Source organism: Micromonospora sp. NPDC049799 (assembly GCF_040656655.1).
Lineage (GTDB): Bacteria > Actinomycetota > Actinomycetes > Mycobacteriales > Micromonosporaceae > Micromonospora.
The window spans coordinates 1-10,581 of record NZ_JBFAMU010000153.1; the positions used below are offsets into that span (position 1 = coordinate 1).

Annotated in this window: 13 protein-coding genes and 2 pseudogenes; 11 read left to right on the forward strand and 4 right to left on the reverse strand. The window is 73.6% G+C overall.

Annotated elements, in window-relative coordinates:
- From AB0I76_RS14155 to AB0I76_RS14165, 3 genes and pseudogenes are all read right to left on the reverse strand, one after another.
- Nucleotides 1-695, reverse strand: a pseudogene (locus tag AB0I76_RS14155) (hypothetical protein); the annotation flags it as partial.
- Between the two features lie 37 nt (nucleotides 696-732).
- Nucleotides 733-1,095 carry a hypothetical protein gene (locus AB0I76_RS14160; RefSeq protein WP_121401589.1) on the reverse strand — a complete coding sequence of 121 codons (363 nt, stop codon included), beginning with the start codon at nucleotides 1,093-1,095 and terminating at the stop codon, nucleotides 733-735.
- 14 nt (nucleotides 1,096-1,109) lie between these two features.
- A complete protein-coding gene (locus AB0I76_RS14165) occupies nucleotides 1,110-1,424 on the reverse strand; it encodes a hypothetical protein (protein ID WP_120730321.1) in 315 nt (104 codons plus the stop codon).
- 343 nt (nucleotides 1,425-1,767) lie between these two features.
- On the opposite strand from AB0I76_RS14165, the gene folP reads away from it, so the two are divergent.
- The 7 genes from folP to AB0I76_RS14200 all read left to right on the forward strand — a co-directional run bounded on the left by folP (nucleotide 1,768) and on the right by AB0I76_RS14200 (nucleotide 6,382).
- A complete protein-coding gene (folP, locus tag AB0I76_RS14170; protein ID WP_357034479.1) occupies nucleotides 1,768-2,649 on the forward strand; it encodes a dihydropteroate synthase in 882 nt (293 codons plus the stop codon).
- Complete coding sequence (folB, locus tag AB0I76_RS14175) at nucleotides 2,646-3,011, forward strand: dihydroneopterin aldolase (RefSeq protein WP_357034481.1); 366 nt, start codon at nucleotides 2,646-2,648, stop codon at nucleotides 3,009-3,011. Before folP ends, folB begins: the two co-directional genes overlap by 4 nt.
- Nucleotides 3,008-3,535 (forward strand): 2-amino-4-hydroxy-6-hydroxymethyldihydropteridine diphosphokinase, encoded by a 528-nt coding sequence (gene folK / locus AB0I76_RS14180; RefSeq protein WP_357034483.1) that lies wholly within the window; start codon nucleotides 3,008-3,010, stop codon nucleotides 3,533-3,535. The genes folB and folK overlap by 4 nt, the downstream gene beginning before the upstream one ends.
- A 19-nt stretch (nucleotides 3,536-3,554) precedes the next feature.
- Entirely contained in the window at nucleotides 3,555-4,079 is a 525-nt protein-coding gene (locus AB0I76_RS14185; RefSeq protein WP_357034485.1) for a DUF3180 domain-containing protein, read from the forward strand.
- A 100-nt stretch (nucleotides 4,080-4,179) separates the two neighbouring features.
- Nucleotides 4,180-5,403 carry an ABC transporter permease gene (locus tag AB0I76_RS14190; RefSeq protein ID WP_357034487.1) on the forward strand — a complete coding sequence of 408 codons (1,224 nt, stop codon included), beginning with the start codon at nucleotides 4,180-4,182 and terminating at the stop codon, nucleotides 5,401-5,403.
- Nucleotides 5,404-5,511: 108 nt separating this feature from the next.
- A complete protein-coding gene (locus AB0I76_RS14195) occupies nucleotides 5,512-5,823 on the forward strand; it encodes a hypothetical protein (RefSeq protein WP_357034489.1) in 312 nt (103 codons plus the stop codon).
- Between the two features lie 70 nt (nucleotides 5,824-5,893).
- Entirely contained in the window at nucleotides 5,894-6,382 is a 489-nt protein-coding gene (locus tag AB0I76_RS14200) for a hypothetical protein (protein ID WP_357034491.1), read from the forward strand.
- 29 nt (nucleotides 6,383-6,411) lie between these two features.
- Here AB0I76_RS14200 and AB0I76_RS14205 read toward each other — a convergent pair whose 3' ends face one another.
- On the reverse strand, nucleotides 6,412-7,431 hold the full coding sequence (locus AB0I76_RS14205; RefSeq protein ID WP_357034493.1) for an ATP-binding cassette domain-containing protein: 1,020 nt from the start codon (nucleotides 7,429-7,431) through the stop codon (nucleotides 6,412-6,414).
- 2 nt (nucleotides 7,432-7,433) lie between these two features.
- On the opposite strand from AB0I76_RS14205, the gene AB0I76_RS14210 reads away from it, so the two are divergent.
- The 4 genes and pseudogenes from AB0I76_RS14210 to AB0I76_RS14225 form a co-directional block, all read left to right on the forward strand.
- Nucleotides 7,434-8,123 carry an ABC transporter permease gene (locus AB0I76_RS14210; protein ID WP_357034495.1) on the forward strand — a complete coding sequence of 230 codons (690 nt, stop codon included), beginning with the start codon at nucleotides 7,434-7,436 and terminating at the stop codon, nucleotides 8,121-8,123.
- Nucleotides 8,120-8,842: an ABC transporter permease subunit gene (locus AB0I76_RS14215; RefSeq protein ID WP_357034497.1), complete on the forward strand. Its 723-nt coding sequence runs from the start codon at nucleotides 8,120-8,122 to the stop codon at nucleotides 8,840-8,842. The genes AB0I76_RS14210 and AB0I76_RS14215 overlap by 4 nt, the downstream gene beginning before the upstream one ends.
- 160 nt (nucleotides 8,843-9,002) lie before the next feature.
- Nucleotides 9,003-10,007, forward strand: coding sequence for a glycine betaine ABC transporter substrate-binding protein (locus AB0I76_RS14220; RefSeq protein WP_357034499.1), 1,005 nt, complete (start codon nucleotides 9,003-9,005; stop codon nucleotides 10,005-10,007).
- A 172-nt stretch (nucleotides 10,008-10,179) separates the two neighbouring features.
- Nucleotides 10,180-10,581 (forward strand): annotated as a pseudogene (locus tag AB0I76_RS14225) (hypothetical protein); the annotation flags it as partial.

Below are 10,581 nucleotides of genomic sequence, written 5' to 3' on the forward strand. Positions count from 1 at the left end.
GACGGGCGCTCGACCGGGCCCGGATCCGCGGCCGGTGGGTTGAGCGCGGGCAGGCGGTCGCCGGCCTGGTGCGGCACCCGGGGCAGGGCCTTGGCAGGCGCCTCGTACGCGTCGTCGTCCGGGTCGAGCGGGTGCGTCGGCTCCACCGGCAGCGGCTGGAGAGCGGAACGGGAGACCTGCTCGGGCGCCGTCGACCTGCCGACCGTGGAGAGGTCCTGGCTGGTCTGGACCCGCAGGGGCGCGGACGGTGTCCGGGGCGGCTCGGCGGGGCGGGCCGCTTCGGGCGGCTGGACGGGCTGCCGGGGTGGCGGCAGTGGTGCCTCGACCCGTGCGGGCGGGGCGGCAGCCGGCTCGCCCATGGTGGGCTGCTGCGGGATCGGACGGGGCTCCCGGGCCGGCGCCGACGGCCGTGCGCCCCCCGGTCGGGTCCCGCCGAACAGGTCGAGGAAGGGGGAGTCGATGTCGGCGCTGTCCGTCGTGGAGGGCGCCGGGTCGGGTGCCGGGGTCCGCCGTGGCACGGGTCGGGGTGCCTGGAAGACGCCGACGCCGCCCTGGCCGGGCGTGGTCACCAGCGCCTGGTCGAGCACGACCTCGTCCAGCTCCGGACCGTCCGTGTAGTCGTACGAATGCGCACGGTCACCGTTCGGTGCGGCCGGGCGCCCGGCCGGGGAGCCCGGCGTGGAAGAGCGACTCATTCGACCGCCTCACCCGCGTCGTTCCACGTACGCCCGGTCATGCCAGTTCCTCCCGGATCCTGATCCGGCTGCCGACCAGGCGGGGGTCCCGCTGCTCGGCGGCCGGCTCCCGCGTGCGTCGCCAGTCGGTCAGCGCGGTGCGGATCACCATGCGCGCCGGCCGGTCCGGGTCGACGTACCGGAAGATGAACGAGGTGCTCACGATGGCGAGCGCGATCTCCCATGCGGGGAAGAGCTCGACCTGGAATGTGAACAACCAGTGGATGAACATGTAGAGGGGGACGAGCAGCATGAACAGCCCGTACTGGGCGTACGGCAGGTGGACCGGAAGGGTGTAGCCGGGCGGCCCGAGGTAGACCAGGCGGGCCCGGTAGATGTCGTCGTCGGTGCGCAGCCGCATCTCGTGCCCCGCGCCTATTCGAAGATCAGGTCGATCAGATAGTCGCCGATGAAGAACAGGGTGGCGGCCCCGGCGATGAAGGCCAACCCGACGATCGCGATCGCGGAGCTGGTCAGGACCTTGGAGATCTCACCCCGGCTGGCCCGACCGATGAAGATGACGCCCAGGACGGCGAGCAGGATCGGGGCGATCTTGCTGGCGAAGAAGGTGACGACACCCTCGGTGTCGATGCCCTTCGGTGCCGGCTCGGCGAGCGGCGCCGACGCCAGCGTGGAGAGCGCATGGGCGACGCCGGACGACGCCGTCTCCATCAGCTCGATGGCGATCACTGGAACCTCCCCAAGTCGCGGCCGGCGGAGCCGCGTGGTGCAGTAGGCATGCCTGGCGGGAACGGTGCTCACTCTGCGCAGCGCTGGCGACGCTGCGTTCGTCACCCACCACGGTCAGTGGCGAGCTTTGGGCGGATTTTCCCGCTTCGGCCCTCCCTCCAGGCTTCGCCATCTCGATGCCGGGCAATTCCAAAGCGTACGGCCACCCACCCAATGCGACAACCCGCGAAGACTCTGCCCGATTCGACCCGGACGACCGATCGTACACCTGTTCCAATTGGCATGTCAGCACCCCTGACGAAGGGCTGTCCGGGGCGGTCGCGACGACCGGTACGGTCTAGTCGTGACCGATCTGGTACTGGCACCGGCCCCGGTGGTGATGGGCGTCCTCAACGTCACGCCGGACTCCTTCTCCGACGGCGGACGGTACGCCGACCTCGATGCCGCCGTCGGACACGGCGTGCGGCTGCGGGCCGAGGGTGCCCACCTGGTGGACGTCGGTGGCGAGTCGACCCGGCCGGGCGCCGACCGGATCGACGCGGAGACCGAGGCGACCCGGGTCCTGCCGGTGGTCCGGGAACTGGTCGCGGCCGGCGTACCGGTCAGCATCGACACCAGCCGTGCCTCCGTCGCCGAGGCGGCGCTCGCCGCCGGGGCGGTGGTGGTCAACGACGTCTCCGGCGGACTCGCCGACCCGGACATGGCGCGGGTCGTCCGGGACGCGGGCTGCCCCTGGGTGCTCATGCACTGGCGGGGACACTCGCGCCACATGGGTGAGCTGGCCCGCTACCGCGACGTCGTCGCCGACGTCCGCGCCGAACTCGCCGAGCGCGTCGACGAGGCGTTGCGCGCGGGCGTCGCCGCCGACCGGATCGTCATCGACCCCGGCCTCGGCTTCGCCAAGACCGCGGAGCACAACTGGGAACTCAGCGCCCGGCTGCCGGAGTTGCTCGACCTCGGCTTCCCGCTGCTGTTCGCGGCGAGTCGCAAGTCCTACCTCGGTCGACTCCTCGCCGGCCCCGACGGCGCACCCCGACCGACCGAGGGCCGGGAGGTGGCGACCGTCGCCACCACCCTGCTCGCGGTGGCGGCCGGCGCCTGGGGCGTACGCGTGCACGACGTCCGTGCCACCACGGACGCCCTCGCGGTCTGGCAGGCGACCGGCCGGCCGCACCTGGCCGCCGCGCGGGGAGCGGCCACCGCCCGACACGGAGGAGAACGGTGACCGACCGGATCCAGCTGATCGGCCTGCGCGCGCACGGCCGGCACGGGGTGTACGACTTCGAACGCGAGCAGGGACAGGACTTCGTCGTCGACGTCGTCCTGGAGCTGGACCTCGGACCGGCCGCGCGCTCCGACGACGTGGCGGACACCGTGCACTACGGTGAGCTGGCCGAACGCCTCGTCGCGATCGTGACCGGCGACCCGGTCAACCTGATCGAGACACTCGCCGACCGGCTGCTCACGGTCTGCCTGGCCGACGGGCGGGTGCACACCGCGACGGTGACCGTGCACAAGCCGGAGGCGCCGGTCCCGCACACCTTCACCGACGTGGCCGTCACCATGACCCGGACGCGCGACCGGTGAGCCGGGCCGTGCTGTCGCTCGGCAGCAACCTCGGCGACCGGTTGCACCACCTGCGCTGCGCCGTGGCGGGGTTCGGCGACGCCGTACGCGTGGTGTCCGGGGTGTACGAGACTCCCCCGTGGGGGGACACCGACCAGCCCGCGTACCTCAACGCCGTGCTGCTGGCGGAGGATCCCGACGCCGCGCCGTACGACTGGCTGGAGCGGGCCCGGAGCGCGGAGCGCGCGGCGGGCCGCGAGCGTGACCCCGCGCGGCGCTTCGGGCCCCGCACGCTCGACGTCGACGTGATCGCGGTGTGGGGAGCAAACGACGAGCCGGTGCTCAGCGACTCCGCCGAGCTGACCCTGCCGCATCCCCGTGCGCACCTGCGGGCGTTCGTGCTGCGGCCGTGGATCGACATCCAGCCCTACGGCCGGCTGCCGGGGCACGGCTGGCTCACCGACCTGCTCACCACCGGCCCGGCCGCCGAGGACGCCCTGGACGTGCGTCCCCGTCCCGATCTGACGCTAGAGTCGACGGCATGACCGAGTGGAGCCGGCCGGCATGACCCAGGCGCAGTCCGGTCCACCCGGCCCCGGCCGGATGGGCCCCACCCGAGCGTCCACGTTGGTGGTCGCCGGCCTCGCCGCCGCCGCGGTGGCCTGGCTGCTGATCAGCATCCTCTACTACGACTACCTGCCGGACCTGCCCTGGCTTCCGGTGGTCATCCTGGCGGCGCTGGCCGTGCTGGAGGCGTACGCGGCGGTCAACACCCGGGGGCGGATCGACCGCAAGCCGGGCCGTGACCCGGTGAACCCGCTGCTCGTCGCCCGGTTCGTGGTGCTCGCGAAGGCGTCCTCCCTGGCCGCCGCGATCTTCGCCGGCTTCTACGGCGGTCTGGCCGGGTGGCTCTTCCTGGAATCCACCGAGGCCGCCGTGGACGACCGGCCGACCGCCCTCGGCGGGCTGCTCGCCTCGTTGGCGCTGGTCGCCGCGGCGCTCTGGCTGGAACGCTCCTGCCGGGTGCCGGAGCGTCCCGAGGACGAGCGCGAGGCCGACGAGCGGGAGAGCCCGCCCGGCCCACGCTGACCAGGGGGTTACGCCCGGCTCCGGGCACGGGTACGGTGCCTGCGACCGGAGAGCAACGGCCGCCCCGGTCCGCCCGCGCGTCGGACCTGGACGCGGCCACGTGGGAGGCGGGCGCATGAGCTACGACGACCCGGGGCGGGCCGCCCCCGGTGAGTCCTCGTCGGCGATCCCCGCCGCCTTGCTGGAGAACGTCTTCGACGATCCCGCCCACGGTGAGCCCGGCCGGGACCGGCTGGTCGTCCACCTCGTCTGGGAGACCCTGCTCCTCGTCGCGCTCGCGGCCGGCACCTACCTTCTCTGGCAGGAGGCACCGGACACGCTGCGCGGCGACGGGCTCCGTGACCTGCTGACCGACGTGGTGGTGCTCGGGCTGCTCACCCTGGCTGCCGGCCTGAGCCTGCGGGCCGCCACGGTGAACCTGGCGATCGGCCCGGTCGCCGTCGCCGCCGCGCTGCACATGGCCGAGCAGGGCGACCGGGGTCTGACCGCCGCCGGCGGCCCGGCCCTTGCCGTCGCCACGCTCGGTGGCCTGGTGCTCGCCCTCGTCGTGGTGGTCCTGCACGTGCCCGCCTGGGCCGCCGGTCTGGCCGGCGCGGCCGGGGTGGTCGTCTACGTCGAGCAGCGGACCGGCGCGGTCCTGCCGCAGGGCACGTACGACCCGGAACGGGACGCGCTCCCGCTGTTCGCTGGCTTCGCGGCCGTCGCCGTGCTCGGGGGCGTGTTCGGCGCGGTGCGGGCGGTGCGTCGGATGGTCGGCCGGTTCCGTCCGGTCGTCGACCCGGCCCGACGCCGGGGCGTCGTGGCGGCACTCGTCGCCGTCGGCGCGATCGTCGGCTCGACCGTGCTGGCGATGCTGGCCGGGCTGCTCCTCGGCACCGCCGGCGCGGACCCCGTGACACCCGGGACCGGACTGGACTGGACGGTGCTGGCCGTCGGCACGTCGCTGCTCGCCGGCACCAGCGCGTACGGCCGGCGCGGCGGGATCTTCGGCACGCTGCTCGCGGTCAGCCTGGTCACGGTCGTCCTCGCGTACGCCGACGCGCGGGGCTGGACGGTGGACCGGTGGGCGCTCGGAGCGGTGACACTCGGAATCGGACTGGTGGTCACCCGGGTGGTCGAGGCGTACGGGCGGCCGGCCTCGGCGCCGGAGCGCCTTCCCGCCACCGACGGCCGGATCAGCACCGGCTGGACGGTGCCCCGCGCGGACCCGCCCGCCACCTGGCCGCCCGCGATGCCCGAGCGGTCGGCCGAGGAGCCGGTCGACCCGTGGGACGTCTCCCGCTGGGAGACCGGCCCCCGCCGGTGGGACACCGAGGACCGCTGAGCCCGTGAGCCGACGCGACCGCCGCCCGCCGGCCGGGTGCGCGGACGCCGGCCATCCGGCGTCGCGTCCGTCGGGCCGGAAACGATCTCGCCGGTTAGGCTCGGCGACATGACCGACACACCATCGACCTCGGCCGGCCGCTCGTTCGCCGAACTCGACGCCCTCTCCACCGAGGAACTGCGCGAGCAGGCGTTCGCGTTCGCCCGGGAGCGCCGCGACGTGGGCTTCTTCTGGTCGGTGTTGCGGCACCTGCCGAACGCGGACGAGGCGGAGGTGCTGGACGGGGCGCCCAACTCGGTCGGCCCGACCATCGACGAGGCGGCGGCGCTGTGGCGGGAGTTGACCGGCCACGGCTACGAGGAGTCGGCGCCGCTGCTGCGGGCCGCCTTCATCGACTACCTGATGAAGCACCCCACGTGAGGCGCTGACGCGCGGACCGGCGTGCCGGAGCAGGTTTGCCCGCCCCGGCCCGTCGGGAACTGATCCGATCATGGCGCTCACCAACCGGACCCGGTCCGTCCCCCGCCACGGGACCGCGGCGGGTACCGGCGCGCTGGCGGCGCTCGTCCTGGTCGGCGTCTGCGGCAGCCCCGCGTACGTGGACTGGGCCGGCTCGTCCACCGACGCGAACTCGGCCGCCGGGTGGTTCCTCCGCCTGCTGGCCTGGCCGGCCTGGTCGTTCGACACCGCCGAGCCGGTCGCCACGAACCTCCGGGCCGTGCTGCTGGTGGTGCTCGCGGCGGTCTTCCTCTGGCTGCTGCCCGCCTCGCAGGTGGCCCGCGTACCCGGGTCGGCCAGCCAGTTCTTCACCGGGTGGGCCGCGTACGTGCTGGCCGGCGGCTTCGCGTCGCTCCTCGCCGCGTTCGCGGCCCCGGACCCGAGCCTGCTCGTCGCCATCCAGTCGGCCGGGACCGGTGCCACGTACGGCTTCCTCGCCGGTTGGATCATCGGCACGGCGAGTCTCGGCGGCCGGGCCTGACGACGGTCCCGACCGCCCGGTCCGTCGTCTCAGCCCGCCGCGCGCTCCCCGTCGGTGGCCCGGCCGAGGTCGAGCAGCCGGGTCCGGGTCAGCACACCCACCGGCCGCTCCGCGTCGGTCACCACCACCCGGTCGGTCGCCGAGGTCAGCAGCGCCCCCAACGCGTCGTACGCCGAGCCGCCCAGCGGGACGGTCGGCAGCCCGTCGACACCGGTGGCGGGCAGTGGCTCGACCGTGTCCCGGGTGAGCGGGGTGACCACCAGCCGGCGGATGCCCCGGTCGGCGCCGACGAACTCGCGGACGAACGGCGTGGCCGGCGAGCCGAGCACGGCGGCGGGGGTGTCGTACTGCTCCAGGCGGCCGCCCTGAGAGAGCACCGCGATGCGGTCGCCGAGCCGGACGGCCTCGTCGAGGTCGTGGGTGACCAGGACGATCGTCTTGCGGACCTCGGCCTGCAACCGGAGGAACTCCTCCTGGAGGCGGGTCCGGACGATCGGGTCGACGGCGGAGAACGGCTCGTCCATCAGCAGCACCACCGGGTCGGCGGCGAGCGCCCGGGCCACCCCGACCCGCTGCCGCTGCCCGCCGGACAGCTCGTGCGGGTACCGGCGGCCGAACTGCGTTGGGTCCAGACCGACCAGTTCCAGCAGTTCCTCGACCCGCTTCCGGCTGCGCTCGCGCGGCCAACCGAGCAGCTGCGGCACGGTGCCGACGTTGGCGCTGACGGTCTGGTGCGGGAAGAGGCCGACGTTCTGGATCACATATCCGATGCGGCGGCGCAGCCGTACCGGGTCGACCCGCGTCACGTCCTCGCCGCCGAGCAGGATCCGGCCGCCGGTCGGTTCGATCAGGCGGTTGACCATCCGCAGCACGGTCGACTTGCCGCAGCCCGAGGGACCGATCAGCACCACGAGTTCCCCGGCGGCGATGTCCAGGGACAGCTCACGGACCGCCTCGGTCCCGTCGGGGTAACGCTTGCCGATCCCGTCGAGCGAGATCGACGCCGCACGCGGCCCGGCGCCGTTGGTGGTCTCCGGGGTAACGTCCACTCATGTCCTTCCGCCTGAGCTACCGGGCAGACCCGGGCAACCCGTGGTTCTCCTGGCAGTACGTGCGGGACAACTCTGACACGATCCTCGCCGCCCTGCGGGACCACACCTTCCTGACCGCCCGTGCGGTGCTGATCGCGGCGCTGATCGCGCTGCCGCTCGCCGTGGCCGCGTACTGGTTCCGGGGGCTCGCCGGGCCGATCGTGGCGTTCACCGGCGTGCTCTACACGATCCCGTCGCTGGCGCTGTTCGCGTTCATCGCCCCCTACCTGGGCATCGGCGCGGTCACCGTCCTCACCGTGGTGGTGCTCTACGCGTTGCTGGTGATCGTCCGCAACGCGATCGCCGGGCTCAACCAGGTGCCCCCCGACGTGCGGGAGGCAGCGGAGGGGATGGGCTACGGTCGGTGGGGCCGACTGTTCCGCATCGAGCTGCCGCTCGCCCTGCCGGGGATCCTGACCGGGCTGCGACTGGCCACGGTCTCCACGGTGGCGCTGGTGACGGTCGGCGTGGTGATCGGTCGCGGCGGCCTCGGTCAGATCATCTTCGCCGGCTTCCAGAACAACTTCTACAAGCAGCAGATCATGACCGGGACGCTGCTCTGCGTCCTGCTCGCGCTGGTGCTCGACCTGGTCCTCGCGGGGATCGGTCGTCTGCTCACTCCGTGGCTGCGGCGCGGGAGGCCGACGTGAGCCCGATCGAGGCGGCGGTGCTCTGGCTCAACGACCCGCTGAACTGGACCAACCCCGGGGGCATCCTGGACCGGCTCGGCGAGCACCTGTCGATGTCGGCGGCGGCGGTGGCGCTCGGCTGCCTGATCGCCTGGCCGATCGGCCTGTGGCTCGGCCACACCGGCCGGGGCGGTGGGCTGGTGGTGCTCATCGCCAACGTCACCCTGGCCATCCCCACCCTCGCCCTGCTCACCATCCTTCCGCTGACCTTCCTCGGGTTCGGCCGGACCTCCGTGGTGGTGGCGCTCGCCGTGTTCGCGGTGCCGCCGCTGCTCGCCAACGCGTACACCGGGGTGCGGCAGGCCGACCCGGAGGCGCGGGACGCCGCCCGCGGCATGGGCTTCTCCGACTGGCAGTTGCTGCGCCGGGTCGAGCTGCCCCTGGCCGTGCCGTACCTGGCGACCGGGTTCCGGACGGCGGCCGTGCAGGTGGTGGCCACCGCCGCGCTGGCGTCCTTCGTCAACGGCGGCGGGCTCGGCCAGATCATCCGCGCCGGGTTCGGGCTGGACATCGCCGCCGGTCGCGGCCAGATCCTCGCCGGAGGGCTCCTGGTCGCCGGGCTGGCCGTCCTGGTGGAGCTGGTCCTCGCCCTGGTCGAGCGCCTGGTGACGCCGCGCCCGCTGCGGAGCACGCGGCGGCGGGCGGGTCGCCGTGCGGCCGACGCGGTGGCCGGCACCTGAACAGTCTCCCGTGACGATCCGGTGACAAACCTCGCCCCAGGTTGTCGGTCCCCCGTGAAAGATGTTGGGTGGTAAGTCGCGGGCGGCCGGACGAACGATCGCCCGTCGGACACGCGGCCGGCCCGGACGGGTCGCGCCGGGACACGGAAGGCGGGCAGCAATGCGCGCACGTACACGTCTGGCCGTCGGCGCCGCCGGCGCCCTCGCCGCCGCTGGGCTGCTCACCGGCTGCGGTGACGCCGGCTCCTCCGGCACCGACGCCCCGCAGCAGGGCGCCTCCGGCGCCGGCTGCGCCCCGGTGGCCGGCGACAAGCTGGTCGCCCTCGACGACGACAAGAAGCTGCAGAACACCGACAACATCATCCCGGCGGTCAACGCGGACGCGGCGAATCCGCAGCTCCTCGCCGCGCTGGACAAGGTCTCGGCGGCGCTCGACACGCCGAAGCTGATCGCGCTCAACAAGGCCGTCGACGTCGACCGGAAGACGCCCGAGGTCGCCGCGAACGAGTTCGCCGCCGCCAACAACCTGACCGCGGGCATCGCCAAGGGCCCGGGCGGCCCGATCACGGTCGGCGCCGCCAACTTCAGCGAGAGCCAAAGCCTGGCCGAGCTCTACAAGATCGCGCTGACCGCCGCCGGGTACCAGGTCGAGGTGCAGCAGATCGGCAGCCGGGAGCTCTACGAGCCGGCGCTGGAGAAGGGCGAGATCCAGGTCGTGCCGGAGTACGCGGCGACCATGGCCGAGTTCCTCAACACCAAGGCCAACGGGCAGAACGCCCAGCCCGTCTCCTCGCCCGAGCTGGACAAGACGGTCACCGCGCTCAAGGCCGCCGGCGACAAGGCCGGCCTGGTCTTCGGCGCCCCCTCGGCCGCCCAGGACCAGAACGCGTTCGCCGTCACCACCGCCTTCGCCGACAAGTACGGCGTGCGGACGCTGTCCGACCTGGCCGCGAAGTGCTCCGGCCAGGCCACCGTCCTGGCCGGCCCGCCGGAGTGCCCGCAGCGGCCGAAGTGCCAGGCCGGTCTGGTGGAGGTCTACGACTTCAAGGCCGGTTCGTTCAGCTCGCTGGACGCGGGCGGCCCGCAGACCAAGAACGCGCTGAAGACCGGTGCGGCCAGCGTCGGCCTCGTCTTCTCCTCGGACGCGGCGCTCGCGGCCGGCTGATCCGGCAGTGTCGGCCGGTCACCGACGGGACCTCAGGGTCCCGGTGACCGGCCGACGCAGTGTCCGGCCCGGCCCAACCCGCGTCAACGGCACGTGAACTCCGGGTCGAACGGGCGCAACCGCGGCTTCCACCCGTTCCCTGCTGGGGCAACTCTCGGTAGGCTGCACACCCATGCCCGCCCCGGTTGTCTCCGACGACAAGAGTCATCCGCCGCTCCTGACCACCCTCTTCTGGGTGGGCGTGGCCATCGCGCCGGTGGCGGCGCTGATCCTGCTTGTCGCCGACGGTAACGGCCCGCTCCGGTTCGCGGCCGTGCTCGCCATCCTCGCCGTGGTGCTCATCGGCCTGTCGATCGCGCTGCGCGCCGACGGTGGCCCGGCCGGCGGCGCCGAGGAACTGCGCGAGGAGATCGACCAGCTGCGGCGTGAGCTTCGCGGCGAGATCGTGGCCACGGCCCAGCGCGGCAACCATGCCCTCGACCAGGCCCAGCGTGCCCACGAGGCGGTGGGTGCGCTCCGGCGGCGGATGGACTCGGCCGCCGCCGCGCTGGTCACCGCCGACGAGGCGGCGAAC

Excerpts from the sequence above, each read along its gene's own strand:
- AB0I76_RS14160 (WP_121401589.1), bottom strand. The coding sequence starts at position 1,095 with ATGCGGCTGCGCACCGACGACGACATCTACCGGGCCCGCCTGGTCTAC.
- AB0I76_RS14185 (WP_357034485.1), top strand. The coding sequence starts at position 3,555 with ATGACCCAGGCGCAGTCCGGTCCACCCGGCCCCGGCCGGATGGGCCCC.
- AB0I76_RS14195 (WP_357034489.1), top strand. The coding sequence starts at position 5,512 with ATGACCGACACACCATCGACCTCGGCCGGCCGCTCGTTCGCCGAACTC.
- AB0I76_RS14200 (WP_357034491.1), top strand. The coding sequence starts at position 5,894 with ATGGCGCTCACCAACCGGACCCGGTCCGTCCCCCGCCACGGGACCGCG.
- AB0I76_RS14210 (WP_357034495.1), top strand. The coding sequence starts at position 7,434 with ATGTCCTTCCGCCTGAGCTACCGGGCAGACCCGGGCAACCCGTGGTTC.
- AB0I76_RS14220 (WP_357034499.1), top strand. The coding sequence starts at position 9,003 with ATGCGCGCACGTACACGTCTGGCCGTCGGCGCCGCCGGCGCCCTCGCC.